This is a genomic window from Pseudomonas sp. xss_2, from assembly GCF_043104195.1.
Lineage (GTDB): Bacteria > Pseudomonadota > Gammaproteobacteria > Pseudomonadales > Pseudomonadaceae > Aquipseudomonas > Aquipseudomonas urmiensis.
Genome location: NZ_JBICKL010000081.1, coordinates 37,298 through 64,161 on the forward strand (window position 1 = coordinate 37,298; position 26,864 = coordinate 64,161).

At 62.0% G+C, this 26,864-nt stretch carries 28 protein-coding genes; 13 read left to right on the top strand and 15 right to left on the bottom strand.

Features of this window, described 5'->3' with window-relative positions:
* Window positions 1–35: 35 nt before the first annotated feature.
* Complete coding sequence (gene coxB / locus ACF8K2_RS20560) at window positions 36–1,163, bottom strand: cytochrome c oxidase subunit II (protein ID WP_186553179.1); 1,128 nt, start codon at window positions 1,161–1,163, stop codon at window positions 36–38.
* A gap of 387 nt (window positions 1,164–1,550) precedes the next feature.
* Between coxB and ACF8K2_RS20565 the strand changes: the two genes are divergently transcribed.
* On the top strand, window positions 1,551–2,192 hold the full coding sequence (locus tag ACF8K2_RS20565) for a hypothetical protein (protein WP_186553178.1): 642 nt from the start codon (window positions 1,551–1,553) through the stop codon (window positions 2,190–2,192).
* 103 nt (window positions 2,193–2,295) lie between these two features.
* On the opposite strand, the gene ACF8K2_RS20570 is transcribed toward ACF8K2_RS20565, so the two are convergent.
* The 6 genes from ACF8K2_RS20570 to prlC form a co-directional block, all read right to left on the bottom strand.
* Window positions 2,296–3,828, bottom strand: a complete 1,533-nt coding sequence (locus ACF8K2_RS20570; RefSeq protein WP_392467329.1) for a SulP family inorganic anion transporter — start codon at window positions 3,826–3,828, stop codon at window positions 2,296–2,298.
* Window positions 3,829–4,019: 191 nt separating this feature from the next.
* Complete coding sequence (locus ACF8K2_RS20575) at window positions 4,020–4,742, bottom strand: carbonic anhydrase (RefSeq protein ID WP_186553176.1); 723 nt, start codon at window positions 4,740–4,742, stop codon at window positions 4,020–4,022.
* Between the two features lie 400 nt (window positions 4,743–5,142).
* Window positions 5,143–6,201: a PA0069 family radical SAM protein gene (locus ACF8K2_RS20580; protein ID WP_186553175.1), complete on the bottom strand. Its 1,059-nt coding sequence runs from the start codon at window positions 6,199–6,201 to the stop codon at window positions 5,143–5,145.
* Window positions 6,202–6,270: 69 nt separating this feature from the next.
* Window positions 6,271–8,307 (bottom strand): M3 family metallopeptidase, encoded by a 2,037-nt coding sequence (locus ACF8K2_RS20585; RefSeq protein ID WP_392467331.1) that lies wholly within the window; start codon window positions 8,305–8,307, stop codon window positions 6,271–6,273.
* A 114-nt stretch (window positions 8,308–8,421) separates the two neighbouring features.
* Entirely contained in the window at window positions 8,422–8,703 is a 282-nt protein-coding gene (locus ACF8K2_RS20590) for a YheV family putative zinc ribbon protein (protein WP_189661663.1), read from the bottom strand.
* A complete protein-coding gene (gene prlC / locus ACF8K2_RS20595) occupies window positions 8,700–10,751 on the bottom strand; it encodes an oligopeptidase A (protein ID WP_186553173.1) in 2,052 nt (683 codons plus the stop codon). The genes ACF8K2_RS20590 and prlC overlap by 4 nt, the downstream gene beginning before the upstream one ends.
* Before the next feature lie 102 nt (window positions 10,752–10,853).
* Here prlC and ACF8K2_RS20600 point away from each other — a divergent pair, with 102 nt between their 5' ends.
* The gene (locus tag ACF8K2_RS20600) at window positions 10,854–11,402 is read left to right on the top strand and encodes a gamma carbonic anhydrase family protein (RefSeq protein WP_186553172.1); all 549 of its coding nucleotides are present in this window, start codon (window positions 10,854–10,856) and stop codon (window positions 11,400–11,402) included.
* 122 nt (window positions 11,403–11,524) lie between these two features.
* Window positions 11,525–12,175 (top strand): HAD family hydrolase, encoded by a 651-nt coding sequence (locus ACF8K2_RS20605; protein WP_392467335.1) that lies wholly within the window; start codon window positions 11,525–11,527, stop codon window positions 12,173–12,175.
* A gap of 55 nt (window positions 12,176–12,230) precedes the next feature.
* On the opposite strand, the gene ACF8K2_RS20610 is transcribed toward ACF8K2_RS20605, so the two are convergent.
* Window positions 12,231–13,352, bottom strand: a complete 1,122-nt coding sequence (locus tag ACF8K2_RS20610; RefSeq protein WP_392467336.1) for an aminopeptidase — start codon at window positions 13,350–13,352, stop codon at window positions 12,231–12,233.
* Window positions 13,353–13,419: 67 nt separating this feature from the next.
* Between ACF8K2_RS20610 and ACF8K2_RS20615 the strand changes: the two genes are divergently transcribed.
* Both ACF8K2_RS20615 and ACF8K2_RS20620 read left to right on the top strand, forming a co-directional pair.
* Window positions 13,420–13,833: a hypothetical protein gene (locus ACF8K2_RS20615; protein ID WP_264234215.1), complete on the top strand. Its 414-nt coding sequence runs from the start codon at window positions 13,420–13,422 to the stop codon at window positions 13,831–13,833.
* 56 nt (window positions 13,834–13,889) lie between these two features.
* A complete protein-coding gene (locus ACF8K2_RS20620; protein WP_186553169.1) occupies window positions 13,890–14,303 on the top strand; it encodes a hypothetical protein in 414 nt (137 codons plus the stop codon).
* A gap of 72 nt (window positions 14,304–14,375) precedes the next feature.
* On the opposite strand, the gene ACF8K2_RS20625 is transcribed toward ACF8K2_RS20620, so the two are convergent.
* Together ACF8K2_RS20625 and ACF8K2_RS20630 are read right to left on the bottom strand one after the other, a co-directional pair.
* Window positions 14,376–14,609, bottom strand: coding sequence for a DUF1161 domain-containing protein (locus tag ACF8K2_RS20625; protein WP_186553168.1), 234 nt, complete (start codon window positions 14,607–14,609; stop codon window positions 14,376–14,378).
* Between the two features lie 73 nt (window positions 14,610–14,682).
* A complete protein-coding gene (locus ACF8K2_RS20630; RefSeq protein ID WP_312155448.1) occupies window positions 14,683–15,108 on the bottom strand; it encodes an OsmC family protein in 426 nt (141 codons plus the stop codon).
* 153 nt (window positions 15,109–15,261) lie between these two features.
* On the opposite strand from ACF8K2_RS20630, the gene ACF8K2_RS20635 reads away from it, so the two are divergent.
* On the top strand, window positions 15,262–16,266 hold the full coding sequence (locus ACF8K2_RS20635; protein ID WP_392467339.1) for an LLM class flavin-dependent oxidoreductase: 1,005 nt from the start codon (window positions 15,262–15,264) through the stop codon (window positions 16,264–16,266).
* Between the two features lie 126 nt (window positions 16,267–16,392).
* Here ACF8K2_RS20635 and ACF8K2_RS20640 read toward each other — a convergent pair whose 3' ends face one another.
* Together ACF8K2_RS20640 and ACF8K2_RS20645 are read right to left on the bottom strand one after the other, a co-directional pair.
* Window positions 16,393–16,614 carry a DUF1161 domain-containing protein gene (locus tag ACF8K2_RS20640; RefSeq protein ID WP_186553165.1) on the bottom strand — a complete coding sequence of 74 codons (222 nt, stop codon included), beginning with the start codon at window positions 16,612–16,614 and terminating at the stop codon, window positions 16,393–16,395.
* A gap of 102 nt (window positions 16,615–16,716) precedes the next feature.
* Window positions 16,717–16,932, bottom strand: a complete 216-nt coding sequence (locus ACF8K2_RS20645; protein WP_392467341.1) for a dodecin — start codon at window positions 16,930–16,932, stop codon at window positions 16,717–16,719.
* Window positions 16,933–17,085: 153 nt separating this feature from the next.
* Here ACF8K2_RS20645 and ACF8K2_RS20650 point away from each other — a divergent pair, with 153 nt between their 5' ends.
* Window positions 17,086–17,409 carry a YqjD family protein gene (locus ACF8K2_RS20650; protein WP_186553163.1) on the top strand — a complete coding sequence of 108 codons (324 nt, stop codon included), beginning with the start codon at window positions 17,086–17,088 and terminating at the stop codon, window positions 17,407–17,409.
* On the opposite strand, the gene ACF8K2_RS20655 is transcribed toward ACF8K2_RS20650, so the two are convergent.
* Window positions 17,406–18,302 carry a LysR family transcriptional regulator gene (locus ACF8K2_RS20655; protein WP_392467343.1) on the bottom strand — a complete coding sequence of 299 codons (897 nt, stop codon included), beginning with the start codon at window positions 18,300–18,302 and terminating at the stop codon, window positions 17,406–17,408. The genes ACF8K2_RS20650 and ACF8K2_RS20655 overlap by 4 nt on opposite strands.
* A 110-nt stretch (window positions 18,303–18,412) precedes the next feature.
* Between ACF8K2_RS20655 and trpB the strand changes: the two genes are divergently transcribed.
* Together trpB and trpA are read left to right on the top strand one after the other, a co-directional pair.
* A complete protein-coding gene (trpB, locus tag ACF8K2_RS20660) occupies window positions 18,413–19,630 on the top strand; it encodes a tryptophan synthase subunit beta (RefSeq protein ID WP_186553161.1) in 1,218 nt (405 codons plus the stop codon).
* Window positions 19,627–20,436 (top strand): tryptophan synthase subunit alpha, encoded by an 810-nt coding sequence (gene trpA / locus ACF8K2_RS20665; RefSeq protein ID WP_186553160.1) that lies wholly within the window; start codon window positions 19,627–19,629, stop codon window positions 20,434–20,436. Before trpB ends, trpA begins: the two co-directional genes overlap by 4 nt.
* A gap of 122 nt (window positions 20,437–20,558) precedes the next feature.
* Here trpA and ACF8K2_RS20670 read toward each other — a convergent pair whose 3' ends face one another.
* Window positions 20,559–20,891 carry a DOPA 4,5-dioxygenase family protein gene (locus ACF8K2_RS20670; RefSeq protein ID WP_392467346.1) on the bottom strand — a complete coding sequence of 111 codons (333 nt, stop codon included), beginning with the start codon at window positions 20,889–20,891 and terminating at the stop codon, window positions 20,559–20,561.
* 55 nt (window positions 20,892–20,946) lie between these two features.
* Here ACF8K2_RS20670 and ACF8K2_RS20675 point away from each other — a divergent pair, with 55 nt between their 5' ends.
* The gene (locus ACF8K2_RS20675; protein WP_392467348.1) at window positions 20,947–21,552 is read left to right on the top strand and encodes an NAD(P)-dependent oxidoreductase; all 606 of its coding nucleotides are present in this window, start codon (window positions 20,947–20,949) and stop codon (window positions 21,550–21,552) included.
* 97 nt (window positions 21,553–21,649) lie between these two features.
* On the opposite strand, the gene ACF8K2_RS20680 is transcribed toward ACF8K2_RS20675, so the two are convergent.
* Window positions 21,650–22,549 carry a choline sulfate utilization transcriptional regulator gene (locus tag ACF8K2_RS20680; protein ID WP_392467350.1) on the bottom strand — a complete coding sequence of 300 codons (900 nt, stop codon included), beginning with the start codon at window positions 22,547–22,549 and terminating at the stop codon, window positions 21,650–21,652.
* A 108-nt stretch (window positions 22,550–22,657) separates the two neighbouring features.
* On the opposite strand from ACF8K2_RS20680, the gene betC reads away from it, so the two are divergent.
* The 3 genes from betC (at window position 22,658) to ACF8K2_RS20695 (ending at window position 26,813) form a co-directional block, all read left to right on the top strand.
* Window positions 22,658–24,175, top strand: coding sequence for a choline-sulfatase (betC, locus tag ACF8K2_RS20685; RefSeq protein ID WP_392467352.1), 1,518 nt, complete (start codon window positions 22,658–22,660; stop codon window positions 24,173–24,175).
* Window positions 24,176–24,189: 14 nt separating this feature from the next.
* Window positions 24,190–25,122 (top strand): choline ABC transporter substrate-binding protein, encoded by a 933-nt coding sequence (gene choX / locus ACF8K2_RS20690; protein WP_392467354.1) that lies wholly within the window; start codon window positions 24,190–24,192, stop codon window positions 25,120–25,122.
* 125 nt (window positions 25,123–25,247) lie between these two features.
* Window positions 25,248–26,813, top strand: a complete 1,566-nt coding sequence (locus ACF8K2_RS20695; protein ID WP_392467356.1) for a SulP family inorganic anion transporter — start codon at window positions 25,248–25,250, stop codon at window positions 26,811–26,813.
* Window positions 26,814–26,864 lie beyond the last annotated feature (51 nt).

A 26,864-nucleotide genomic window follows, 5' to 3' on the forward strand; every position in this document is an offset into this window, starting at 1 on the left:
TCCTGCAATCCACTGGCTGCGGCGGGGATAGCGGTTCATTGGCCTTCTGCCTGCTTGAGCGCCAGTACATCCTTCGGCGTGACCATGTCGCCCTTGTTGTTGCCCCAGGCGTTGCGCTCGTAGGTCACCACGGCGGCGATATCGACTTCCGAAAGCTGCTTGCCGAAAGCCGCCATGGCGGTGCCCGGCTTGCCGTGGAAGACAATCCCCAGGTGCTCATCCTTCGGCCCGGTGGCGATCTTCGAGCCCTTGAGCGCCGGGAACATCGGCGGCAAGCCCTGGCCCTCGGCCTGGTGACAGGCCACGCAAGTGGTGTGGTAGACCTTGTCGCCACGCTCGACCAGCTCTTCAAGGGTCCATTCCTTGCTGGTCAGCTCCTTGAGCTTGGCCGCTTCTGCCTTGCGCTCGCCAAGCCAGGTGTCGTAGTCGGCCTTGGACTTGACCTCGACCACCACCGGCATGAACCCGTGGTCTTTGCCGCACAACTCGGTGCACTGGCCGCGGTAGATGCCGGGCTTCTCGATTCGGGTCCAGGCCTCGTTGACGAAACCAGGGATGGCGTCACGCTTGACCGCGAAAGCCGGCACCCACCAGGAGTGGATGACATCGGCGGCAGTGACCAGGAAGCGCACTTTGGCGCCCACCGGCAGTACCAGCGGCTGATCGACTTCGAGCAGGTAATGCTCGTCCTTGGGGGCCTTGTTCTGGATTTGCTCGGCGGGGGTGGCCAGGTTGCTGAAGAACTCGACGTCCTGGCCCAGGTACTTGTAGTGCCATTTCCACTGGTAGCCGGTGACCTGGATGTCGATGTCCGACTCGCTGGCGTCATAGATGTCGATCAGGGTCTTGGTGGCCGGGATGGCCATCACCACCAGAATCAGGAAGGGGACCACGGTCCAGAGAATTTCCACCCAGGTATGTTCGTGGAAATGCGCCGGCTGCTGGCCGGTGGAGCGGCGGTGGATGACCATCGACCAGAACATCGCGCCGAATACCACGATGCCGATGACCACGCAGATCCAGAAGATGGTCATGTGTAGGTCGAACACAGCGTGGGAGACTTCCGTAGCCCCCGGCGCCATGTTGACGGTCCATGCGCCGTGCGCCTGACCGAAAACCGACCACAACAGAAGGCCCATCCAGACATGTGGATGTCGCATCATTGCGGGTTCCCCTTATCGTTCTTGTAGTCCCGGAGGCGTAGACCTTGGGCAAGGGGGGGCGGCAGTCAAGACAGCCTACTTCGACGACCGAGCTCCTCTGCAAACTGCAGGCGGGCCTCATCAACGAATCACGTTCAACCCGAGTATAGACAGCGACCAATGGCGCGCAATGCAGCCTATGAAATGATCGTCACGAATCCACAAAAACACTTGAAAGCCGCATGAATGCTGGGCTCTGGCACAATAGTGGCACCGTGATATATCGCAGCGCGCACACGTTTGCCTGTTTTATAACAAATGCGTCTTAGGCATTCCGTATACCGAGCTAACTTAGAGTCTTCCGTAAAATATGTCTTCCGTTTGTCATCCCTTGTCCCTGGAGTTGTCATGAACATCGCTGCTGTACGCGAGCAGATCAAACAAGCCCATCAACATGAGAGCCTGACCGGCCAACTGAAACAACGACTCGAGGCGCAGCTGCCTCACCTGCATCCTTCGATCCAACTCCCCGAGCAGGATGCCCAGGGCACCATGGCGCGCTTCGTCGGCGCCTACATCGACGAGGTTCCGGAATTGCTGGAGGCTGCCCATGAGGTGGCGCGTGAGGCCGGAATCGAATCGCAGATCAAACCGGTGTTGAAGATCGCCGAGGCCTACTTCCTGCAGCCGCCGAGCGTGATGGCCGGGCATGTTGGCCTGGATTGCCTGCTGGATGAGGCGTACTTGGCTCATCGTTTGGTAGAGGAGGTCAATGACCTGTACATCCGCCACTTCCAGCAGCCGTTGATTCCGGTGGATACCACCGTGGCCAACCTGATTGCCCATCAACTGATCGGCGAGACGTTTGCCAATCAGCTGGATGAGGTGGTGCATCATTCGGTGGATGAGATGTTGAATGATGAGAGCTTTGCGCTGGAATCGGTGGAAGCCTATCGGGCCAAGCTGAGCAGCCCTGAGACGGGCGCTGCGTGGAAGCGTTGGCCGTGCCTGTCGCGCCAACTCGGAGTCGAGCTAGGCCAGCCGGCCTGAAGTGTTTTGATCTAACGCCATCGCGGGGCAAGCCCGCTCCCACGCCAGGCATTACGCAGGCTGCGTGGGAGCGGGCTTGCCCCGCGATGGCGTTTTACGGGTTTTAAACCCCCACGCCAGCCGTAGTCCGAATCCTGCCCTCGATCCTGCGCTTCAACCGCCGCTGCTCGATCTTCAACCTCGACCCCTTGGCGGCATTACTGCGTCCCCAGTCCTCGAGCAATTCCAGGCACGAGTGGTCGATATAGCTGAGATTACCCAACGGCACATGCAAGGTCGTCCCGGCCGGTACCGCTTCGAGTACCTGGGTCAACGCCGGCACCTTGAGGAAAGTGGCCGCACCGCTCAAACGCAGCTCCATATGCCCAGGCTTGTCGAGCGTGACCAGATTGATCTTCAGCCGTGCAGCTTTGAACGCCAGCTTCAACAGGGTCAGGGCAAAGCCCAACAGCACCCCGGTCAGCAGGTCAGTGAAGATAATCGCCAGCGCGGTCGCCGCGTAGGTGAACATCGGCATCCGCCCATATCGACCAAGGCCGCGGAAGGCCTTGAAATCGACCAGTTTGACTCCGGTGTAAACCAACACACCGGCCAGGCTCGCCACCGGAATCTGTTGCAGCACGCTGCTCAGCACCACCACGAATGCCAGCAGCCAGAGGCCATGCAGGATCGCCGAGGCGCGGGTCTGTGCACCGGCCTGGACGTTGGCCGAGCTGCGCACGATCACCCCCGTCATCGGCAGTGCGCCAAGGATGCCGCAGAGCATGTTGCCGATACCCTGGGCCGACAGTTCCTTGTCGAAGTCCGAACGTTGGCCACTGTGCATGCGGTCTACCGCTGCCGCCGACAGCAGGGTTTCGGCACTGGCGATGAAGGCCAGGGCAAAAGCGGCTACCAGCAAGGTCGGATCGGCCAGTTTCAGCAAGTCATCAGGCCGTAGCCAGTCGATCGCCTCGGACAAATCCGCCGGCACCACCACGCGATTGACTGGCAGCGCCAACCACATGCTGATCATCGTCATCGTCGCCACGCCCAACAGCGCACCGGGAACAAAACGCAGACGCTGCGGACGCCAGCGCTCCCAGGCCCACATCATGGCGATGGTGCCCAGCCCTAATGCCCCCGCCTGCCAGCCACTGCCCGCGTTTTCCAGCTGCATCGCCGCCATTAACGTTGCTGGGAATTCCAGCAGGTTTTGCATCCCGGAAGGCTGCGGTGCGGTGTCGAACATCACATGCACTTGGGACAGCACGATCAGCACGCCAATACCGGCGAGCATGCCGTACACCACGGCAGGCGCGGTGACCCGGAACCAGCAACCTAGGCGAAAGCGCCCGGCCAGCAGTTGCAGCAGACCGGCCAACAGCAGGATCGGCCCGAGCATGGCCATGCCATGCTGGCGCACCAGCTCGAACACCAGTACCGCCAAGCCTGCGGCAGGGCCGCTGACTTGCAGCGGCGAGCCTGCGATAAAGCCCACGACGATGCCACCGATGATGCCGGTGATCAGGCCCTTGGCCGGCGGCATGCCCGAGGCAATCGCGATGCCCATGCACAAGGGCAGGGCCACCAGAAAGACCACTACCGACGCCAGCAACTCACGCGGCAGGGCCGCTTTGATCTGTGTCTTGTTCACCCTACTTCTCCTTTCTCTATCACACGGCCATTCCGCTGGCCGTGGGCACGTGGGACCCCTGACTCGCGCCCAGGCGCGGGCCGCCAGCAGCTATGCCGGCAAGGCAGTCAGGGAAATTCAAGGCAGCCGAAGGCCGTACCACACCCCTAGGGGTGTAGCCGGCTATCAAGGTCTTAAGGTGTCAGGGTCGCTTAGTAGCGGCCTCTCGGGGTGGCGCTGGGGATCGGCTCGCCTGCGGTCAACGGCAGGAAGCGGTCGCTGGCGGCATCATAGGCTTCAATCTTGCTGGTCTCGATGTCGTAGATCCAACCATGGATATACAGCTGGCCGGCAGCCAGGCGCGAGGCCACAGAGGGGTGAGTGCGCAAGTGATGCAGCTGGGCGATGACGTTTTCTTTGGTGACCACTTGCATGGTCTCGTGCTCACTGCCACACGAGCAGTTGTCCTCGACCACCGTGCGCGCGACCTCGGCATGGCGCAGCCAGGCTTTGACCGTTGGCATCTTCTCCAACGAATTGGGGTTGAGTACCGCACGCATGGCGCCGCAGTCAGAGTGGCCACATACGATGATGTGGTGCACGCCCAAGGCCAATACGGCGTATTCGATGGCGGTGGACACGCCGCCGTTCATCTGGCCGTACGGCGGCACAACGTTACCGACGTTACGAGTCACGAACAGATCGCCAGGCGAGCTCTGGGTGATCAGCTCAGGGACGATGCGCGAATCGGCGCAAGTGATGAACATGGCGCGCGGCTTCTGCGCGGTGGCGAGCTTCTTGAACAGCTCCTGCTGCTCCGGAAACACGTCATGGTGGAAGCGCAGGAAGCCGTCGACGATATGCTTGAGGGCGGCATCGGCGCTCTCGGCGGGAGCATCAGCCGGAGTGGCCTTGGATGGGTCCTTGATGGGCATGATTCATCCTCTTGACGGTGTGTAGGTAAGTTCCATTTTACCGGTTAAAGATTATGGCTATGCGTGGAATTAGATGACACGCAGGGGCCATTAATCACAGTCGGTGTGGACTGATTTCATACGCTACGGGAGAAAACTTAATTGAAACTGAATTTGAAGGCTCTAGAACGGGCGTTCCAGCTTCATGAGGCGGGACTTTGATAATAGCAAAAAAACATCAAACGCCAAGACCCATTAGTAAAAATAGTGTGAAGTATTAGTTGGACTAGTTCTATGTAAAAGGCGATATGGCCTCATCACGTGGGAGCTTGCCCCGCGAGAGGGTCGGCCACTGTGTGCATCGCGGGGCAAGCCCGCTCCCACGCGGCCCGTATCGACCTTAGAGCAGCCTGCTCACTGACTAGAACAACGCCATCTGCCCACCCGGTGGACAAAACGCCGAGCAGTCCAACACCTGCGCCTCTCGCCCCTCGAACTGCAACCTGCGCATCGCCCGGGCAAACCGCTGCGCCAGCAACTCGGCAAACACGCCTTCACCGCGCATCCGCGAGCCAAAACGGCTGTCATACAACTCGCCGCCTCGGCTTTGGCGAATCAAGCTCAGCACATGCGCCGCCCGCTGTGGGTAGTGATCCTGTAGCCACTGCTCGAACAATGGCGCCACCTCCAACGGCAGACGCAGCATCATGTAGGCCGCGCTTTGCGCGCCAGCTTGCTTGGCAGCCTCCAGCAGATGCTCCAACTCGCTGTCATTGATCATCGGAATCATCGGCGAGCACAGCACGCCCACGGGCACACCTGCCTCGCTCAACACCTTAATTGCTCGCAAGCGCGCCTTTGGCGCAGCCGCCCGAGGCTCGAGTACACGCTTGAGCTCATCGTCCAGCGTGGTCAGGCTGATCATCACCCGCGCCAGGCGCTGTCTCGCCAGCTCAGCAAGCACGTCAAGATCGCGCAGGATCAACGAGCCCTTGGTGACGATGGTCACCGGATGGCGATAGCGCAACAGCACTTGCAGCAGGCGTCGGGTGAGCTGCTGTTCACGCTCGATGGGCTGGTAGGGATCGGTATTGGAGCCCAGATTGATCGGCGCGCAGATGTAGCCAGGTTTGCTCAGTTGTTGCTCGAGCACATCGGCAGCGTTGGTCTTGGCGATCAACTTGGTTTCAAAGTCCAGGCCTGGGGACAGATCCCAATAGGCGTGGCTGGGGCGGGCATAACAGTAGATGCAGCCATGCTCGCAGCCGCGATAGGGGTTGATCGAGCGATCAAAGGGCAGGTCGGGCGAGGTGTTGCGGGTGATGATGGTCTTGGCCGTCTCGATCCGCACCTCTGTGCCTTGGGTAGGCGGGACTTCCTGGTACCAGCCATCGTCCTCGGCCACCGAACGGTTAGCGGCAAAGCGGTTGTCGGGGTTGTGGGTCGTACCACGACCTCGAACCGGTGCTGGAGTGTGCATGGCTGTGCCCTGATACTGTTTTTATATACAGTATACGAGCACATGCATTTGCTCCAGCACCGTTGGGCATTATTCCGGCGCGGCCTCCAACCTATTCCAGCGCAAGTAGGCATCAAGGTTCAATGGGCGATCCAGGAAGTCTGCGACGCTATCAGCCAGGGTTCGCGATGCTCCATGCGCAATGAATTTCTCGCGCAAAGCATGCCCCGTTGCCCCGTCGCGCAAGCCCACTTGCTCGAAGCGGGTAAATAGATCGACGGCGTGGGCATCCGACCAAAGATAGGAAAAATAGCTCGCATCGTAGCCACCCACCAGATGCTCGAACGCCTGGGCTGGCCGCTCGAAATCAGCCAGTGGCCTGCCAAATACCTGGCGATAACTGTCCTCTACACGCACCTGTAGGGCTCGACCGTCCTTCACATTGCGATGCAGATCCAGGTCCAACAGGGAAAGCACCACCCCCATGGCAACTTCACCTAAAGCATCCCGCTGCAAGCGCTTGAGCACAGGTTGCAGTGTCGAAACGGGCAGCCTGCCCCCAGTTCGGTAATCCGCTGAAATGCTGGCCAGAAACTCTGCCGACCAGACCCAACGCTCGAACAACTTGCTGCACACCTCATTGCCAACCCTGCCCAACCGGCGGGTATCGGACAGCAAATGATTGTGGGTTCGCAGCAAAAGATGCTGCAGGGCATGGCCGAACTCATGGAACAGTTTGCGCAATGCCAAGTGGTCCAGCAGTGGCGGTGCGCCGTCGACGCCCTCGGGCACATCACTAAAGACCATTGCCACAGGCCCGTGATAGACACCCTCGGCATCGACCCGGCGATTGAAGGAATAGCTGGTGTAGACACTTCCAGGCTCCTTACCCTCCCGGGCAACGCCATCCACGTAGAGGTGACCGATGGTTGCGTGATGTTCAACCAGCTCGAAAGTCAGCACCTCAGGATGCCAAGCCTGCACCGAGGTCACCGGTACCAAGGCGATACCGAACAGCTCCCGAGTCAGCTCTACAAGCGCCGCGATAACCTTGTCGTAGGGGAAAAATGCGCGTACCTGTTCTTCATCAAGTGCCGTTAGCCTGCCTTGCAGCGAGTGCTGCAGGTAGGCGACATCCCAAGGTTTGAGCTGATCAAGGCCTTGCTCCTTGGCCTGTTCCAGCAATGTGCGCCAGTGCCCCCGCATCCCGCGGGTGACCCTTGCTTGCAGGTTCTGAAGAAAACCCTGGACTTCACTCCAGGCCCCCAGGTTTTTCTCCTCCAGGCTGAGCGCCACGGCATCTGAAAAGCCAAGCAACTCCGCTCTTTCCTGTCTGACCTCGGCCAACGCCTGTAGCACCGGGCCGTTATCGAGCGTGGGGTCATCGTGCGAGCCGCGGGTGTGGTAGGCCCGATACACTTGCTCGCGCAGCAAGCGATCCTGGGCGTACTTGAGGACCGCCTTGCAGGGCTGTTCTTCACAGGGCACCAACCAGCCTTGAAGGCCTGCGGCGTGGGCATGAGCAGCCAGCTCTGCAAGATTGCGCGCAGGCAGGCCGCGCAGACGCTGCTGATCTTGGACATGTATTTTTCGATCGCTCACCGAGCGATCCAGATTGTCGCCAAATTCACGCTGTAGACGGGCAATCGTCGTGTCTAGCTCACCCAATCGTTGCCGCGCCGACTCATCCAGCAGCACGCCCGCCAGACGAAATTCGCGCAAACGCTTCTGCAAGGTCAGCTGCTTGTCCGCAGAGAGACCACGGCCAATTTCGCCCTCGGCCAAGCGCTGATACAGCTGGTACAAGCGCAGGTTTCTGTCCTTTTGCTTGAACCAACTGTCCACTTTGCCCAACAGCTCAATCACCAAATCAGACCAGTCAGGGCCACGAGTGTGCAGAGGCATGACGCTATAAGCAGCGCCCTGCAGGCGTGCCTCCAATTGATCCACGGCCAGCACCAGGTCATCCCAGGTCGGCAGCTGTTGCTGGCGTTCGATGATCTGTTCAAGCACCGCTTCTTCGGTACTCGCCAGCGCATGCTCCACTGCTGACTTCAGGTGTTCCAGGGTGACCTGGTCGTAGGCAATCAACCGATCGCCACGCAGCAAGGGGTTTGGGTTAGGCATGGGGCATCCTCGGACCTTTGGAGAAAGGTCCGAATGTGGGCCACCCACCGGCAATACAGGTGCTAAATAGCTAACACCGCACTGCCCAGGCAGACGCCTGAGCGGTGGGTGAATTTACTCCGCAGGCTTCTTCAGCTTCGGATTGGGGAAGAACTGCACAGTCTGCACCTTGACCGGCTCGGCTTTGACCGCCTGCTGATTGACCCGGGTGCCCAGTTCTTTGGGCACCGACAAACCCTGCTCATTGAGGGTGTCGGTAAAGCCACAGGCGACGCACTCGCGGTGCGGCACGCCATCCTCGTTCCACATCATCAACCGGTCTGGCTCGCTGCACGCCGGGCAGACCGCCCCGGCGATGAAGCGCTTCTTGGTCTTGATCACAGACACCTCACTCATGCCGCCGCGTCCTCGCTCAGGCCACAATGGCGCAGCAAGGCATCGATGGAAGGCTCACGGCCGCGGAAGTCGACGAACAGCACCATGGGCTCACGCGAACCGCCACGGGCCAGGATTGCCTCACGGAAGGCGCGGCCGGTCTCGGCGTTAAGCACGCCTTCTTCCTCGAAGCGCGAGAAGGCATCGGCCGACAGCACTTCGGCCCACTTGTAGCTGTAGTAGCCCGCCGCGTAACCACCGGCAAAGATGTGCGCGAAGCTGTTGGGGAAGCGGTTGTAGGCTGGCGGACGCATGACCGACACCTCGTCTCGCACGCCTTCGAGCACTTGCAGCACGCTGCGGCCATCGCCATGGCTGGCGTGCAGCTCGAAGTCGAACAGCGAAAACTCCAGCTGGCGCACCATCATCATGCCGGACTGGAAGTTCTTCGCCGCCAGCATTTTGTCCAACAGGTCCTGAGGCAGTGGCTCGCCGCTCTCGTAATGGCCGGAAATCAGCGCCAGGCCTTGCGGCTCCCAGCACCAGTTTTCCATGAACTGGCTCGGCAGCTCGACCGCGTCCCAGGCCACACCATTGATACCCGACACTCCCGCGTGCTCGATGCGGGTCAGCAGGTGGTGCAGGCCGTGGCCGAACTCGTGGAACAGGGTGGTGACTTCATCGTGGGTCAGCAGCGCAGGCTTGCCAGGGGCGGCCGGGGTGAAGTTGCACACCAGGTTGGCCACTGGGCTCTGCAGACTGCCCGCCTCGGTACGACGACGGTCGCGGGCGCCGTCCATCCAGGCGCCGCCACGCTTGTTGGCGCGGGCATACAGGTCGAAGAAGAAGCGTCCGACATGCTGGCCGTTTTCTTTGATCTCGAACAGGCGCACGTCCGGGTGCCAGGCATCGAAGCCCTTGAGTTCAGCGATTTCGATGCCGTACAGGCGCTGGACGATGGCGAACAGGCCAGACAGCACCTTGTCGATCGGGAAGTAGGCGCGCAGGGTTTCCTGCGAGACGCTGTAGCGCTGCTCACGCAGCTTCTCGCCGAAGTAGCCAGCATCCCAGCTGGCCAGCTCCGGGCAACCCTGCTCGGCAGCGTAGGCCTTGAGCTGGGCCAGGTCCTGGGCGGCAAATGGCTTGCTGCGCTTGGCCAGGTCACGCAGGAAACTCAGTACCTGGTCGCTGGATTCGGCCATCTTGGTCGCCAGGCTCAACTCGGCGTAATTGGCGTAACCCAGCAGTTGGGCCAGCTCTTGGCGCAGGTCGAGGATCTCGCCCATCACCGGGCCGTTGTCGAACTGGCCAGCGTTCGGGCCTTGATCCGAAGCGCGGGTGCAGTAGGCGGCGTACAGCTCTTCGCGCAGGGCGCGGTCGCTGGCGTAGGTCATTACCGCGTAGTAGCTGGGGAATTCGAGGGTAATCAGCCAGCCGTCGAGGCCCTTGGCCTGGGCAGCGGCGGCCATCTGTGCCTTGGCCGAATCCGTCAGGCCGGCCAGGGCGGTTTCATCGGTAACGTGCTTGGTCCAGGCCTGGGTGGCATCGAGCAATTGGTTGGAGAAACGGCTACCCAGTTCGCTGAGCTTGCTCTGCACTTGGGCATAGCGCTGCTGCTGGTCTGCCGGCAGGTCGATACCCGACAGGCGGAAGTCGCGCAGGGCGTGTTCGAGAATGGTTTTTTGCGCCACGTCGAAACCTGCCGCTTCCGCGCTGTTGGCCAACGCCTGGTAGGCTTCGAACAGCGCGCGGTTCTGGCCAAGTTCGGTGGAATAGGCGCTCAACGCTGGCAGGCACGACTCATAAGCCTCGCGCAGCTCTTGGCTGTTGCACACCGCATTGAGGTGGCTGACCGGGCTCCAGGCAGCGCCGAGGCGGTCGTTGAGTTCGTCCATCGCCAGCACCAGGCCCGCCCAGGTCGGGGCTTTGCCTTGCTCGGCGAGGATCTGGGCGATGGCTTTGCGGTTGTCGGCCAGGATCTGTTCGATCGCCGGCAGCACATGTTCGGCACGGATCGCCGAGAAGGGCGGCAGATCGTAGGACTGCAGAAGTGGGTTGTTCGCACTCACGGTTTAGATACCTTGGCAGGAGAAACACGGGACCATCTTAATTACAATCGACGCCGTCCGCAGCAGGCAGCCCGCCTATTGGCAATCAAGAGAGGCGCTATCATGGCCATTCGAAACTTCCAGCAACACACTCCGAAAGTTGGACCACGCGCTTTTGTCGACCGTTCGGCGGTGGTGCTGGGGGATGTGGAGATCGGTGAAGACAGCTCGGTCTGGCCGTTGACGGTGATCCGCGGCGACATGCACCGCATACGCATTGGCGCGCGCACCAGCGTGCAGGATGGCAGCGTGCTGCACATCACCCATGCCGGGCCGTTCAACCCCGATGGCTTTCCACTGATCATAGGTGACGAAGTGACCATCGGTCACAAGGTCATGCTGCATGGCTGTACCCTGGGTAGCCGGATTCTGGTTGGCATGGGCAGCACCATCATGGATGGCGCGGTGGTCGAGGATGAGGTGATCATCGGTGCCGGCAGCTTGGTGCCGCCCGGCAAGCGCCTGGAGAGTGGTTACTTGTACGTGGGCAGCCCGGTGAAGCAGGCGCGGGCGCTGACTGACAAGGAGCGGGCGTTTTTCCCGTACAGTGCCAGCAATTACGTCAAGCTCAAGGACCAGCATCTGGCCGAAGGCTACGACCAACCCGAATGACGCTATCGCGGGGCAAGCCCGCTCCCACGAGCGCTCCACAGCCCTACAACTACTGGGCTATCGTGGGAGCGGGCTTGCCCCGCGATGAGGCCCTCAAGAACAACCCCAGTGGACCGCACCGCATGCACCAGCAGAATATCCTCTTCGACCTCGACGGCACCCTGACCGACCCACGCCTGGGCATCACCCGCTCGATCCAGTACGCGCTAGCCAAGCTGGGCATCGACGAACCCGACCTGACCCGCCTGGAACACTTCATCGGCCCGCCGCTGTTGCAGGCGTTCATGCAGTTCTATCGCTTCGACGAGGCCAAGGCCTGGGAGGCGGTGAATTTCTACCGGGAACGCTTCAAAGTCACCGGTCTGTACGAAAACCTGGTGTTCGACGGCGTGCCGGAGTTGCTCCAAGCGCTCAACGGCCAGGGCCGGACCTTGTATGTCGCGACCTCCAAGCCGTGGGAATTTGCCCGCGAGATCGCCCGGCATTTTGACTTCGCCCATCACTTCAAGGTGATCTACGGCAGCGAGCTGGATGGCACCCGCACCAACAAGGTCGAATTGATCGGCCACCTGCTGGAGCAGGAAGGTCTGGACCCGGCGCAGACACTGATGATCGGCGATCGCAAGCATGACCTGATCGGCGCCCGCAGCAATGGCTTGCAGGCGGTGGCGGTAGGGTATGGGTTTGGTAGTCGCGAAGAGTTGGTGGCTGAGCAGCCGGCGTTCCACTTTGAGACGCTGGCTGAGTTGCATCAGGCCTTCATCAACGGCTGAACCGTCCGCCCTCATCGCGGGGCAAGCCCGCTCCCACGCAGGCCTTCGAACGCATCTATGGCGTGGGAGCTATGGCGTGAGAGCGGGCTTGCCCCGCGATGAGCGCCGCCAGCGCTGCCTTGCGCTGATCCACCGGCATCCGCCCCAACTGCTCAACCCGCTGATAAAACCGCGCCCAATCCCCACCCACCTCGGCAAACAACGCCGCAAACGCTGGCACCCACTGGTCATACAGCCCAAACGGCAGCAACTTGGCATTGTTCATCGGCGCATACATCCACGCGTCATAACGCCCATCCCCCGCCCAAGCGCCATCGCGCAACTGCCGATACTCGCGCCGCAGGCGCTCGAATTCAGCCTGCTTCGCCGCCCGTTTGCCTGCATCGTTCAACGGCCCGGCATAAATCTCCTGCAAGCGCTCACGGCTGGCGAGCACCAGCCCGATAAACTGCTCCCGCTGGCGCCCAGCGCCCTCTGCAATCGCTGGAAGCCCACGGCTGGCGCGCCATTGCCGCGTTCCCTGCTGCTCGACAAAGGTGGCGAATGACTCGTTGAATTCAGTGTCGTCCTGCACATAGAAGCGCTGGTGTGCCAGCTCATGGAAGATCAGCGAGGCCAGTCGCTCATCACCCCAGCCGACCATCGACGACAGCAACGGGTCGTCGAACCAGCCCAACGTCGAGTAGGCCTCCACCCCGCCCACGTAGACATCCATGCCTTGCTGGCGCATCAGCGCCGCCGCGCCGCGTGCGGCAGCTTGGCGGTAGTAGCCGCGATAAGCCACGCAACCGGCGATGGGGAAGCAATGAGTGACCGGTTGCAGCGATAGCTCCGGCGTGGCGAACACGTTCCACACCACATAGGGCCGGCCCAGATCGGCGTAGACCCGGTAACTGCGGTTATCGGGCAGTTTCAACTGTTCACTGGCAAATACCCGCGCCTGCTCGGCGTGCAACAGGCGCTGGCGCAGCGTCGGCTCAGTCGCCGGATCCGCAAGCAAGCGCTCCACCGGTTGACGGGCGCGCAACAACTGCCATTGGCCCTCGGCCAGCTGGCTGTAATAGCTGACACTGCTGCAACCGCTGAGCAGAAGCGCGGCAAGTACGGGAACAAAAGCGGTTAAAACGCGGTCGAGTGCCCCAGGGCCTGAGCGCTGGAAAAGAAAAATTCGAAACATTGCAGCTGTCTATCTCGCTCAAGGCCGGTGCCAGTCAAAGATTATCTCGCCAAGGGGGAGTATCGCCATGCGTTCACAGTTAGCCATCGGCACATTGCTGCTGTTGTCAGGTTGCTCCACCCTGCCAGATCCCGACCCGAACCAGGCCTGGATCGACCTGGCCCCTCACGATGACACCTCATTGCACGCCGTGCAGGTGGATGAGCGCGACTGGGCCGATAACCGCTATTTCGAAGTCGCCCCCGGCAACCATGAGCTGACCGTGCGCTACCAATTTCCTGTCGCCCCGAGCAATATCGGCCCCGTCGCCGAGCCGCTGTGGCGCGATTGCCAGCTCAATGTCAGCTTCAAGGACTTCAACGCTGGCCAGCGCTATCGCCTGCAAGCGGGCAGCATTGGCTTCCGCCCGTGGATCAAGCTGTATGATCAGCAGCAAAAACTGGTGGGGCAGGGCGAACCGGCAGGCTGCCAACGCACCTGAACGTGCTGATTGGCGCTATGCTTGTGCCTTGTGAACGTGCAAGTGGGAGTTTCACCATGCGCCAGCCCATGATGCTGATCGCCCTCAGTGCACTGGGGGCTTGCGCCAGCCCCTTGCCCCCCGCCGACCCCAAGCAAGCCTGGATCGACCTGTACACCATCACGCCAGGTCGAGTGATCATGGCCGATCGCCTGGATGGCAAGCGACTCAACGATGGGCGCTACTTCCAGGTCACCCCTGGCAAACACGAGTTGGTCGTGCGCTTTGACTACGAAGTGACCAGCGGGCTGTTTACCACCGACCCCACCGAACGCACCTGCTACCTGACCGTGCGCTTCGATAATTTCGAGGCTGGCCAGCGTTATCGCCTGGAAGCCCGGGCGCCAGCGATGCAGCCGCAGGTGTACCTGTACGACAACAGCCGCAAGGTGTTGGTCGATGAGCCTAGCGACATCTTCTGCATTCCCTAGCGCTGTTCAGGCAGCCCGCTGGAACGACAAGCCTACTCGCCAAGGGCCGCCAAGCGGCCCTTGGCTCAGACACTACTGATCATTCTTCTGGTAAATGATCTTCTTGGTTCCAGCATCACAGCTGCCAACGACCATGTTCTGATCCTTGACCTCGCTATTAGGGACGATCTCCAGCGTGTATGAGGCTACCCCTCGCGCTTGAATCTTCGCTTCGATCTCAGCCTTGAGTTCCTCACACGGCTTGACCGCCGCCAACGCGGACGTTGCGAGCAGGGAAGCCAGCACGGCGATTGCAACGCGGATCATGGAACGGCTCCTGAAAGGGCAGGCAAACTGCCAACGCCCTTTAGACTACAGCAAACGTCCGCCGTTGCGCCGCCTACGGTACCAAGGTGGCGTCCAGGCTGATCTGCGCGTTGAGTACCTTGGATACCGGGCAACCGGCCTTGGCCTTGTTGGCAATTTCCTGGAACTGCGCGTCGTTGGCGCCGGGCACCTTCGCCTTGAGAATCAGGTGCACCGCCGTGATGGCGAAGCCGTCGGGCTGCTTGTCCAAGGTCACCTCAGCGATGGTATCGATCCGCTCCGGGGTCAGCCCCGCCTCACCGAGCATCATCGACAGCGCCATCGAAAAGCAGCCGGCATGGGCCGCGCCAATCAGCTCTTCCGGATTAGTGCCTGGGGTCCCTTCGAAGCGGGTATTGAAGCCATACGGGTTCTGCTTGAGGGCGCCGCTCTCGGTAGACAGCAGGCCCTTGCCATCCTTGAGACCACCTTGCCAAACCGCCGATGCTGTCTTTTTCATTGTTGCCTCCTGGGCATGGGTTCGTGTGCCTAAGGTTGAGAGGACTGTGCCTACGGCAAGTTCAGAACAATCGCAGGCCTTGGATTGAATCCGCCGAATCTGCCCATACAGAGTCTAAAAGGCCCTTGGCCAACCACTTCTGCGGAGGCTCCAATGACGCACCTGCGAGACCTGAAGATATCCACCCTCGACCTGGTACCCGTGCGCGCTGATGCCGGCCCCGCCCAGTCGCTGCGCAACTCGCTGGATCTGGCGCGCAACGTCGAGCGTTTCGGCTACAACCGCTTCTGGGTGGCCGAACACCACAACATGGACGGTATCGCCAGCTCTGCAACGTCGGTGCTGATCGGTTATTTGGCCGGCGGCACTTCGTCCATTCGTCTGGGCGCAGGCGGGGTGATGCTGCCCAACCATGCGCCGCTGGTCATCGCTGAACAGTTCGGCACCCTGGCCAGCCTGTATCCGGGCCGCATCGACCTGGGCCTGGGCCGCGCCCCCGGTTCCGACCAGATGACAGCCCGCGCGCTGCGCCGTGAGCGCTCAGGCAGCGCTGATGACTTCCCGGATGACGTCGAGGAGCTGGTGCGCTATTTGGGTCCACGCACGCCGGACCAGCGTGTAATCGCCGTGCCAGGGCATGACACCGAAGTGCCGATCTGGCTCTTGGGCTCCAGCCTGTTCAGCGCACAATTGGCGGGGATGCGTGGTTTACCCTACGCGTTCGCCTCACATTTCGCGCCACGCCTGATGCACGAGGCGATTCGGATTTACCGCGATCACTTCAAGCCCTCGACGGTGCTCGACAAGCCCTACGTGATGCTGGGCGTGCCGATGGTGGTGGCCGAGACCGACGAACACGCTCAATACCTCGCCACCTCGGTGTATCAGCGCATTCTTGCCCTGATGCGTGGCCAGAGCCTGATGCAGCGGCCACCGGTCGAGAGCATGAATGGGTTGTGGCTGCCGCATGAGCGCGAGTCGGTCATGAGCTTCCTGGGGCTGGCGATGATAGGTAGCCCGCAGAAGGTGCGGGCCCAAGTCGAGGTGCTGCTGGAGCAGACCGGGGCGGATGAGCTGATCTTTACCTGTGATCTGTATGAACATGCCGACCGAGTCAGGTCTTATGAGCTGCTGGCTCAGGCCTTGAAGACTGAGTGAGACCCATCGCGGGGCAAGCCCGCTCCCACGCCAGTGATTTGAGCTGCGCCCCAGATGATGGATGGGTGTCCAACATCTGGGGCGCAGCTCAATTTGCCGTGGGAGCGGGCTTGCCCCGCGATGGCCTCAACCCCGGCGGTAGACAATTTCCTTGGTCCCACCTTCACAGCTCCCAACCACCTTGCCCGCCGGCTCACCCTTGTTGACGATCTCCAGCGTGTAGCCAGTAACCCCTTTGGCATCCAGCTTCGCCGCAATCTCAGCCTTGAGCTCCTCGCACGGCTTACCCGCCGCCATCGCGCCACCTGCCACCGCCAGCAAACCCATCGCTAATAGCAGTTTCTTCATCGATCGCTTTCCTTGTTCAGATCAAAGTCGAAAAGGGCGCCGGCTGGGCGCCCTGTATCTGTATTACCCCATCGCGCCGGGACACGCTAGCCCGGCACTGTTTCAGCTATTGGCGATGCGGAAACCGACTTTCAGGGTCACCTGAAAATGCGCGGCCTTGCCATCGCGAATGTGCCCACGAGTATCCACTACCTCGAACCATTCCAGATGCTTGATGCTCTTGCCGGCTTCGGCAAGGGCATTGTTGATCGCGTCTTCGATGCTGGTGGGCGACGACCCGACCAGTTCGATCTTCTTGTAGGTGTGGTGATCGGACATGAGCGCTCTCCTTGAGTGAAGTGTCGGATTGAGCCTAGCAGTGCAGGCCTGGTTTACCTGCGAGCCATCGCCACCGATGAAAGTTCGATCGCACTTTCGCCACACCGCGCAGTCGCAACCCTAACAGCCAATCCACTGCGAAGGAGAGTCAACATGGCCCGCAACGCCCTGCGTAAAACCTCACTGGAAAACATGGAAGCCGAGATCGAGAGCCTGCTCAAGACCCTGGAGACCCTCAAGCACGACGCATCCGAGGAGTCGCACAAGACCATCAAGGCGATCCGTGGCAATGCGGAAAACGCGCTCAAGCACTCGCGCAGCGTGCTCAGCGATGCGTATGACGAGGTCAAGACCCGCACGCGCCAGACCGGTATCGCCACCCGAGACTATGCCCAGGAACACCCTTGGACCGCCGCTGGCGTTGCCGTCGGCGCCCTGGGCCTGCTGGCCGCCTATCTGTTGACCAAGCGCAACTAAACCGCCTGCTGGTCCAACTCACGGCGCAGCCACTGCGCCAACTGCTCGGCGCGCCCGTCTGCGGCGCGCCGCGGCACCCACAGCGCCAACGCAGCCTGGGTGGGCGAGAAGCCCCACGGGGCGATCAAACGCCCCGCGCGCAGGTCGTCCGCCACCAGCGGTTGCGGCGCGATGGCCACGCCCAAGCCTGCAACTGCCGCCTCCAACAAGTAATACAAATGCTCGAAGGCCTGGCCGAAGTGCAACGCGCCAGCGTCCAGACCGTGCTGCGTCGCCCATGCCGGCCATGCCTGCGGACGCGAGGTGGTATGCAGCAAGGCTTCGCCGAGCAACGCCTGCGCGGGCGCATTACGTAAACGCTCGGAGCCTGCGAAGTGCGGGCTGAGCACCGGTCCAATACGCTCCTCGGCCAGTACATGCACCTGCATATCTGCCGGCCACGGCGGCTCGGCATACACCAGCAAGGCATCCAGCCCGGGACGGCGCGGGTCAAGGTCGCCTTCGCCCGCCGACAAGTGCAAACGCAACTCCGGCAAATCTGCCTTGAGCCGCCCCAGGCGGGGGATGAACCAGCGCGCCAGCAGGCTGCCCGAGCAACCCAGGACGAACGGCGCCTCACTGACATCCCGGCTCAATTCGGCGCAAACCCCACGCAGCCGGTCAAACGCATCAACGCTGGCATCGCGCAGGCGCACGCCGGCATCTGTGAGTTTGACGCCACGCCCGTCCTTGACGAAAAGTGCCACCCCTAGATGCTCCTCAAGCACCTTGATCTGCCGACTCACGGCCCCATGAGTCACGTGCAGCACTTCGGCGGCCTGACTGACGCTGTTGAGCCGGGCGGTTGCTTCAAAGGCCCGCAAGGCATTGAGAGGAGGCAGATCCTGGCGCATGGGACGTGTGAGATTTCCTGACAAGTTGTAGCAATCTTATCGGTTTTCAGCCGAGCCTGTCGTGGTTAGAGTAAAGCCCATCACTCATTCATAACGCCCTGGAGCGCCCCATGACCCAGACCCAATTCCGCGCCGGCCCCGACGCCAACGGCCTGTTCGGCTCGTTCGGTGGCCGCTACGTGGCAGAAACCCTGATGCCGCTGGTGCTGGACCTGGCCCGCGAGTACGAAGCGGCCAAGGCCGACCCGAAATTTCTCGAAGAGCTGGCCTACTTCCAGCGCGACTACATCGGCCGCCCCAATCCCCTGTACTTCGCCGAGCGCCTGACCGAGCACTGCGGCGGCGCGAAGATCTTCTTCAAGCGTGAAGAGCTCAACCACACCGGCGCGCACAAGGTGAACAACTGCATCGGCCAAGTGCTGCTGGCCAAGCGCATGGGCAAAAAACGCCTGATCGCTGAAACCGGCGCTGGCATGCACGGCGTGGCCACCGCCACCGTCGCCGCACGCTTCGGCCTGCCTTGCGTGATCTACATGGGCGCCACCGACATCGAGCGCCAGCAAGCCAACGTGTTCCGCATGAAGCTGCTCGGCGCCGAAATCGTTCCGGTCACTGCCGGCACCGGCACCCTCAAGGACGCCATGAACGAAGCGCTACGCGACTGGGTGACCAACGTCGACGACACCTTCTACCTGATCGGCACCGTTGCCGGCCCGCACCCGTACCCAGCGATGGTCCGTGACTTCCAGTCGATCATCGGCAAGGAAACCCGCGCCCAGCTGCAAGAAAAAGAAGGTCGTCTGCCTGACAGCCTGGTTGCCTGCGTAGGCGGCGGCTCCAATGCCATGGGCCTGTTCCACGACTTCCTCGATGACGCCAGCGTACAGATCATCGGCGTTGAAGCCGGTGGCCACGGCGTCGACACCGACAAACACGCCGCTAGCCTCAACGGCGGCGTACCCGGCGTGCTGCACGGCAACCGCACCTACCTGCTGCAGGACGCCGATGGCCAGATCACCGACGCCCACTCGATCTCGGCGGGCCTGGACTACCCAGGCATCGGCCCGGAGCACGCCTACCTGCATGAAGTGAAGCGGGTCGAGTACGTCAGCATCACCGACGACGAAGCCCTCGACGCCTTCCACGCCACTTGCCGCCTGGAAGGCATCATCCCGGCCCTGGAGAGCTCCCACGCCCTGGCCGAAGCGATCAAGCGCGCGCCGACCCTGCCCAAGGACCACCTGATGGTCGTGTGCTTGTCCGGCCGTGGCGACAAAGACATGCAAACCGTGATGAACCACATGGCCGCCCAGGAGAAACAGGCATGAGCCGTCTTGAACAACGCTTCGCCGACCTGAAGGCCGAAGGCCGCTCGGCGCTGGTCACCTTCATCACCGCTGGCGACCCCGGCTACGACGCCTCGCTGGCGATCCTCAAGGGCCTGCCTGGCGCTGGCGCCGACGTGATCGAGCTGGGCATGCCGTTCACCGATCCCATGGCCGATGGCGTGGCCATCCAGCTCGCCACCCTGCGCGCCCTGGAAGCCGGTCAGACCCTGGCAAAAACCCTGCAGATGGTCCGTGAGTTCCGCGTCGGCAACCAGACCACGCCAATCGTGCTGATGGGCTACTACAACCCCATCCACCGTTTCGGCGTGGAGCAATTCGTCGCCCAAGCGAAAGAAGCCGGTGTCGATGGCCTGATCATCGTCGACCTGCCGCCAGAGCACGATGCCGAGCTGGCCACCCCGGCCCAGGCGGCGGGCATCGACTTCATCCGCCTGACCACGCCGACTACCGACGATGCGCGCCTGCCGCGCGTGCTGGAGCGTAGCTCCGGGTTCGTCTACTACGTCTCGGTAGCGGGTGTGACCGGCGCAGGTTCGGCGACTACCGAGCACGTCAGCGAGGCTATCGCTCGTCTGCGTCGGCATACCGATCTGCCGGTCAGCGTTGGTTTTGGTATCCGTACTCCAGAACAAGCGGCTGCGATCGCCCGCCTGGCGGAAGGGGTAGTGGTAGGGTCGGCGCTGGTCGACAAGATTGCCCAGGCCAAAGATGCCGATCAGGCCGTCAGCGATGTGTTGAGCCTGTGCTCGGCGCTGGCTGAAGGGGTGCGCTCGGCGCGTAACTGAGTCGCCTGTCTTGCGAGGGCTTCGCCCTCGTTCGCGGGCAAGCCCGCTCCCACAGGGAATGCGCAGCTGTGATAATTAGCGCTATCGCTGTGGCGGCGCGCTTGCCGGCGAAAAGGCCACGATTAATCTTCGAAGATGGCCAGATCCAGTGGCCTGATCGCCCCCATCCAGATCGCATGATCGCGATGATCGGCCAACTCATCCCCCGTCAGTGGATGCAGAAACACCACCAGTCCCTTGCGATACAGCGCCAACCACGGCAGCACCACCCCCACCAGTTCCGGCTCGAAGGCCAGCTGGCAGCTCCAGTCCGGATGCGGCCCGACCGGCTTCTGGTGCATACGCCCCATGCTCACCCCAAACAGCCGCGCAGCCTCCTCGCACAGCGCCCGGGCCTGCTCCATGGTCTGCGCATCGTAGTAAATATGGGCGTGATAGCCCTTGATCCTTTGCACGATAACTCCTGAATGCGGTCCAACGATCACCCCCACCGGCACAGGGAGCGATCAGGTGAAAAATGCCGAAACCCCAGTCTTCAAACTGGTCCTGTTCGGGATCCAGAGCAGCCTTGGCAGTGCACTGGCGGTCGAGTTGCTGTCGCGCCAGCACGAGGTTACCGCAGTGGTCGACGACCTCAACCGCCAGGCGCCGCGCCCGGGCCTGCACTTCAAGATAGGCGGGCTGGGCAGTGCTGACCAGGCGCAACAAAGCGTGGCTGGAGGGTCAGCGGTGATCGTCTTGCTCTCGGCGCTGGCACCCGGCGATTGGCCGGCGCAGCGGCAGATGAGCCAGGCACTGGTGGCTGGGCTTGAGCGCACGACTATACGCCGGCTGTTGCTGGTGGGCGATTTTGCTGTGCTGGATACGCCGGGGCAGCAGGTCGAGGAGGCCAATCAGATCGTCGATGTGCTGCAACGCAGTGGGCTGCATTGGACGTTGATCAACGCGCCGCAAGACGTCTCAGGGCTGGGTATCGAGCATTTTCGCAGTGCCGATGGAACGCTGGAGCCGGGGCTCGCTGGGCCTTTGCGGCGGTTGGCCGGGGTCGCGGCGGGGATGGTCGATTGCCTGGAGCTGGATCTGCATCGGGGCGAGCATGTGAACTTCGTGTCATAGCTTCTGGGGCTGCTGTGCAGCCCTTCGCGGCGGTTCGGCGCCAAAAACCTGTAGGAGCGGGCTTGCCCGCGAAGGGCTGCGCAGCAGCCCCAAAACCTCAAATGCGCCGCTCACTTTCCAACCAATCGACAAACCGCTCGATCAACGCCCCACGCCGCTTACGCGGCGGCAGCACCACGTAATAGCCACGCTCCGAGCGCAAACTGCCCTCCAATGGCCGACACAGCAAGCCCTGTTCCACCAGCCCATCGACCAGATGCGCCCAGCCAATCGCCACCCCCTGCCCAGCAATCGCCGCCTGGATCAGCAAGGTGTAATTGTCGAACCGCAGCTGCCCAGCCGGCGGCGGGCTGGACAAACCCAAGCCGCGAAATACCCCCGCCCAATCAAACCAGCGGCTGGCCTGCTCACCGCGCAAATGCAGCAATGGCAATCGTTGCAAAGCCACGGCTGACAAGGGTTTGCCATGAATCAGCCGTGGGCTGCAAACCGGAAAAACCTCTTCATTGAACAGCCAGCGACTCTCGCCCTGATGAAAGCGCCCATCTCCAAACAACACAGCCACATCGATATCCGGGCGCAACATGCCCTGGCTGCGTTCGCCGGTCACCAGGCTCACATCCACCTGTGGATAGGCCTCATGGAAACGTTGCAAACGTGGCATCAGCCAAAACGCGGCGAAGGCAAAGTCAGTCGCCACCTGCAGCACTTCACGCTGGCTGTGGCCGCTGGCCTGGGCCACACCTTCATCCATCGCCTGCAAACCTTGATGCACCTGCTCGAACAGAAGCTGCCCCGCTTCAGTCAGGGTAATGCCCCGGTAGATCCGGTCGAACAGCCGCGCGCCTAGCTGCGCCTCCAGGCGCTTGACCTGCTGGCTCACCGCCGGCTGGGTTGTACCCAACTCCAGCGCCGCCGCAGTGAAGCTGCGCAAACGGGCAGCGGCCTCGAACACCCGCAAGGTATCCAGCGACAACTCGGCAAGGTGCTCAAACATAAGCTCAGCTAATCCCAGTCATTGCCCGCCATGGGCTTTACCCATGTTATCCACAGTCGCATCCTCGATCGCAAGCCGCTCGCATAACTCTCGACGATGGAAGCCACCATGAAACGACCCAATATCCTGTTCATCATGGCCGACCAGATGGCCGCGCCCATGCTGCCGATCTACGCCCCTTCGCCGATCAAGATGCCGAACCTCAGCCGCCTGGCAGAGCAGGCGGTGGTGTTCGACGCCGCCTACTGCAACAGCCCACTGTGTGCGCCCTCGCGCTTCACCCTGGTCAGCGGCCAGCTGCCCAGCCGCATTGGCGCCTACGACAACGCGGCCGATTTCCCCGCCGACGTTCCTACCTACGCCCACTACCTGCGCCGCCTCGGCTACCGCACGGCGCTGTCAGGCAAGATGCACTTCTGTGGGCCGGACCAGTTGCATGGCTACGAAGAACGCCTGACCAGCGACATCTACCCGGCCGACTACGGCTGGGCGGTGAACTGGGACGCGCCCGAGCAGCGCCCCAGCTGGTACCACAACATGTCCTCGGTGCTGCAAGCCGGGCCGTGCGTGCGCACCAACCAGTTGGATTTCGATGAAGAGGTGGTGTTCAAGGCCCGCCAATACCTCTATGACCATGTCCGTGCAGGCGACGACAAGCCGTTCTGCCTGACCGTGTCGATGACCCACCCGCACGATCCGTACACCATTGCCCAGCACTATTGGGATCTGTACCAGGCTGTGGATATCCCGATGCCGGACGAGGTGCTGGCGCAGCACGAGCAAGACCCGCATTCGCAACGTCTGCTCAAGGTCTACGACCTGTGGGACAAACCGCTGCCTGTGGATAAGGTCCGCGACGCCCGCCGTGCCTACTTCGGTGCTTGCAGCTACATCGACGACAACATCGGCAAGCTGCTGCAAACCCTGGAGGAATGCGGGCTGAGCGATGACACCCTGATCGTGTTCTCCGGCGATCATGGCGACATGCTTGGCGAGCGTGGCCTTTGGTACAAGATGCACTGGTTCGAGATGTCGGCGCGCGTCCCCCTGCTGGTGCATGCACCCAAGCGGTTCGCTGCCGGGCGAGTCAGCGCAGCGGTGTCTACCTGTGACCTGTTGCCAACCCTGGTCGAACTGGCCGGTGGCCAGGTGCAGGCCGATCTGCACCTGGACGGCCGCTCGCTGCTGGGCCATCTGCAAGGGCAGGGCGGCCATGACGAAGTGATCGGCGAGTACATGGCCGAAGGCACGATCGGCCCACTGATGATGATTCGCCGCGGCCCGTACAAGTTCGTGTACAGCGAAGACGACCCCTGTTTACTCTATGACCTGAGCCGCGACCCGCACGAGCGGGAGAACCTCACCAGCAGCCCGGATCACCAGGCGCTGCTGCAGGCATTTGTCGATCAGGCCCGCCAACGCTGGGATATCCCCAGCCTGCGCCAGCAAGTGCTGGCCAGCCAGCGCCGCCGCCGCTTGGTGGCGCAGGCGTTGGCCATCGGCAAGCTGAACAGCTGGGACCACCAACCGATGGTCGACGCCAGCCAACAGTACATGCGCAATCACATCGATCTCGACGACCTCGAGCGCAAGGCACGTTATCCACAGCCCGCACCTATCGATTGAGTAAAGAGGCCGCCATGAACAAATTCCCTACCGCCGTGATCAGCCTGGCCCTGAGCCTGGGCGCCGTCACCGCCAACGCCGACAGCGACAGCGACGCACAGTGCAGCACGGTCAAACTGGCCGACCCTGGCTGGAGCGATATCGCCTCGACCAACGCCGTCGCCCGCTTGCTCCTGGAAAGCCTGGGTTACCAGGTGAAGATCGACAGCCTGGCGGTGCCGATCATCTATGGCGGCCTCAAGGACGGCAAGGTCGACGCCTTCCTCGGCAACTGGATGCCCGCGCAGCAGGGCTTTCATGACAAGTTCATCGCCAACGGCGATGTGCAGAAACTCAGCCGCAACCTGCAAGGCACCGAGTTCACCCTGGCGGTACCTGATTACGTGTGGAATGCCGGGGTCAAGGACTTCGCCGACCTGCAAAAACATGCCGCACAGTTCGACAACAAGTTGTATGGGATCGGCTCTGGCGCGCCGGCTAACCTGTCGCTCAAAGAAATCATCGATAAAAACCAGTTCGACCTGGGCAAATGGAAACTGGTCGAGTCCAGTGAACAAGCAATGCTCACCCAGGTTGAGCGGGCAGTGAAGAAGCACCAGTTCATCACCTTCCTCGGCTGGACCCCGCATCCGATGAATGTGAAGTTGAAGATGCATTACCTCACCGGCGGCGAGCAGTGGTTTGGCAGTAAAGGCGAGGTGTACACCTTGGTGCGCAAGGGTTATCCACAAGCCTGCCCCAACGCAGCGAAGCTACTGGCGAACCTGAGCTTCGATCTGGACATGGAGAACAGCATCATGGCGCAGGTTGTGGATAACAAAGTGAGCTTCGATGTGGCGGCCAAGGACTGGCTGAAGGCGCATCCCAAGCGGCTGCAGGGGTGGTTGGCTGGGGTAACGGCAAAAGAGGGGGGTGATGCGCTGACGGCGGTCAAAGCCAAGCTATAGTGGCGCTTTCAACGCGGGGCAAGCCCGCTCCCACGCAACATCCCTTTACCTAGGGGTAATTCGTGGCAGCGGACTTGCCCCGCGATAGCGCCCGCTCAAACACTGCAAACCTTGGATAGATCGCCATGCCCCGCCTGACCCACCTGCTGCCGTTCCTCGCCTGGCTCCCCCGGCAATCGCGCCGTAGCCTGCGCCAGGACCTGCTGGTCGGCCTCAGCGGCGCGATCCTGGCCTTGCCGCAGTCGATCGCCTACGCCCTGATCGCCGGCCTGCCCGCCGAATACGGCCTGTACGCCGCCATCGTGCCGGTGCTGATCGCCTGCCTGTGGGGCTCATCCTGGCACCTGATCTGCGGCCCCACCGCGGCTATCTCGATCGTCCTCTACACCAGCATCAGCCCCCTGGCCGTCAGCGGCAGCGCCGACTACGTCACCCTGATCCTGCTGCTGACCTTCCTGGGCGGCGCCTTTCAGCTATTACTCGGGCTGCTGCGCTTCGGTGCGCTGGTCAACTTCGTCTCGCATTCGGTGGTCCTCGGCTTCACCCTCGGCGCGGCTATCGTCATCGCCCTGGGCCAACTGCCAAACCTGCTGGGCATGGACCTGCCCAGCCAGGCTACAGCGCTAAAAACCCTCCAGGATCTGCTTGCCCATGCCGGGGAGGTCGACCTGCCATCGCTGAGCCTGGGCCTGGCCACATTGTTGATAGGCATCGTGATCAAGCTGTTGCGCCCGCGTTGGCCCAGCCTGTTGATAAGTCTGATCGTGGTCAGCCTGGCTGCTTGGCTGATGCCCAGCGTGTTCGGCCACGTGCCACGGGTGCCGGCGTTCATTGGCCAACTGCCGCCACTGAGCCCGCTGCCACTGCTGGACCTGGAACTGATCCTGCGCCTGCTCCCCAGCGCCGTGGCGATCGGCATGCTCGGCCTGGTGACCAGCCTGTCCATCGCCCGCTCGCTATCGGCGCGCTCCGAACAACTGATCGACGCCAACCAAGAGATCCGCGCCCAAGGCCTGTCGAACATGGTCGGGGCGGTGTTCTCCGGCTACCTGTCGTCCGGGTCTTTCACCCGTTCCGGCCTGAGCTACGAGGCCGGCGCCCGCTCGCCCATGGCCGGGGTGTTCTCGGCACTGTGGGTGGCGCTGTTCGCGGTAACCGGCGCCGGGTTGATCGCGCATTTGCCGATTCCGGCCATGGCCGGGAGCATTTTGTTGATCTGCTGGGGCTTGGTGGATCATCGCGGCATTCGTGCGTTGTTCCGGGTCAGCCGTGCCGAGTTTCTGGTAATGGCGCTGACAGCTGCCGCCACGCTGCTCCTGGAATTGCAGACAGCGATCTATGCAGGGGTGCTGGCGTCGCTGTTCTTCTACCTCAAGCGCACCTCGCGGCCACGGGTGCAGCAGAGTCGAGAAGGGCAGGCGGATGTGCTGCGGGTGGGCGGGTCGATCTTCTTCGGTGCCGCGCATTACCTGCAGGTGCGCTTGCAGCGCTGCCAGGGGCCGCATGTGGTGATCGATGCGCGGCAGGTCAACTTCATCGATTACTCAGGGGTCGACATGCTGCACCGCGAGGCGCGGAGATTAGGCCGTAATGGCGGCAGCCTGACCCTGCAAAGGGCGCGGCCGCAGGTGGTTGAAGAGTTGCAGAAGCTGGAAGGGGCTGAGTTGTGTCCGATCCGCTTTGAAGAGTGAGACCCACATCGCGGGGTAAGCCCGCTCGCACAGGGACAACGTGAACCCCCG

Coding starts and splice junctions, on each gene's coding strand:
- coxB (WP_186553179.1), bottom strand. CDS start 1,163: ATGATGCGACATCCACATGTCTGGATGGGCCTTCTGTTGTGGTCGGTT.
- ACF8K2_RS20565 (WP_186553178.1), top strand. CDS start 1,551: ATGAACATCGCTGCTGTACGCGAGCAGATCAAACAAGCCCATCAACAT.
- ACF8K2_RS20575 (WP_186553176.1), bottom strand. CDS start 4,742: ATGCCCATCAAGGACCCATCCAAGGCCACTCCGGCTGATGCTCCCGCC.
- ACF8K2_RS20580 (WP_186553175.1), bottom strand. CDS start 6,201: ATGCACACTCCAGCACCGGTTCGAGGTCGTGGTACGACCCACAACCCC.
- ACF8K2_RS20585 (WP_392467331.1), bottom strand. CDS start 8,307: ATGCCTAACCCAAACCCCTTGCTGCGTGGCGATCGGTTGATTGCCTAC.
- ACF8K2_RS20590 (WP_189661663.1), bottom strand. CDS start 8,703: ATGAGTGAGGTGTCTGTGATCAAGACCAAGAAGCGCTTCATCGCCGGG.
- ACF8K2_RS20600 (WP_186553172.1), top strand. CDS start 10,854: ATGGCCATTCGAAACTTCCAGCAACACACTCCGAAAGTTGGACCACGC.
- ACF8K2_RS20605 (WP_392467335.1), top strand. CDS start 11,525: ATGCACCAGCAGAATATCCTCTTCGACCTCGACGGCACCCTGACCGAC.
- ACF8K2_RS20610 (WP_392467336.1), bottom strand. CDS start 13,352: ATGTTTCGAATTTTTCTTTTCCAGCGCTCAGGCCCTGGGGCACTCGAC.
- ACF8K2_RS20615 (WP_264234215.1), top strand. CDS start 13,420: ATGCGTTCACAGTTAGCCATCGGCACATTGCTGCTGTTGTCAGGTTGC.
- ACF8K2_RS20620 (WP_186553169.1), top strand. CDS start 13,890: ATGCGCCAGCCCATGATGCTGATCGCCCTCAGTGCACTGGGGGCTTGC.
- ACF8K2_RS20625 (WP_186553168.1), bottom strand. CDS start 14,609: ATGATCCGCGTTGCAATCGCCGTGCTGGCTTCCCTGCTCGCAACGTCC.
- ACF8K2_RS20630 (WP_312155448.1), bottom strand. CDS start 15,108: ATGAAAAAGACAGCATCGGCGGTTTGGCAAGGTGGTCTCAAGGATGGC.
- ACF8K2_RS20635 (WP_392467339.1), top strand. CDS start 15,262: ATGACGCACCTGCGAGACCTGAAGATATCCACCCTCGACCTGGTACCC.
- ACF8K2_RS20640 (WP_186553165.1), bottom strand. CDS start 16,614: ATGAAGAAACTGCTATTAGCGATGGGTTTGCTGGCGGTGGCAGGTGGC.
- ACF8K2_RS20645 (WP_392467341.1), bottom strand. CDS start 16,932: ATGTCCGATCACCACACCTACAAGAAGATCGAACTGGTCGGGTCGTCG.
- ACF8K2_RS20650 (WP_186553163.1), top strand. CDS start 17,086: ATGGCCCGCAACGCCCTGCGTAAAACCTCACTGGAAAACATGGAAGCC.
- ACF8K2_RS20655 (WP_392467343.1), bottom strand. CDS start 18,302: ATGCGCCAGGATCTGCCTCCTCTCAATGCCTTGCGGGCCTTTGAAGCA.
- trpB (WP_186553161.1), top strand. CDS start 18,413: ATGACCCAGACCCAATTCCGCGCCGGCCCCGACGCCAACGGCCTGTTC.
- trpA (WP_186553160.1), top strand. CDS start 19,627: ATGAGCCGTCTTGAACAACGCTTCGCCGACCTGAAGGCCGAAGGCCGC.
- ACF8K2_RS20680 (WP_392467350.1), bottom strand. CDS start 22,549: ATGTTTGAGCACCTTGCCGAGTTGTCGCTGGATACCTTGCGGGTGTTC.
- betC (WP_392467352.1), top strand. CDS start 22,658: ATGAAACGACCCAATATCCTGTTCATCATGGCCGACCAGATGGCCGCG.
- choX (WP_392467354.1), top strand. CDS start 24,190: ATGAACAAATTCCCTACCGCCGTGATCAGCCTGGCCCTGAGCCTGGGC.
- ACF8K2_RS20695 (WP_392467356.1), top strand. CDS start 25,248: ATGCCCCGCCTGACCCACCTGCTGCCGTTCCTCGCCTGGCTCCCCCGG.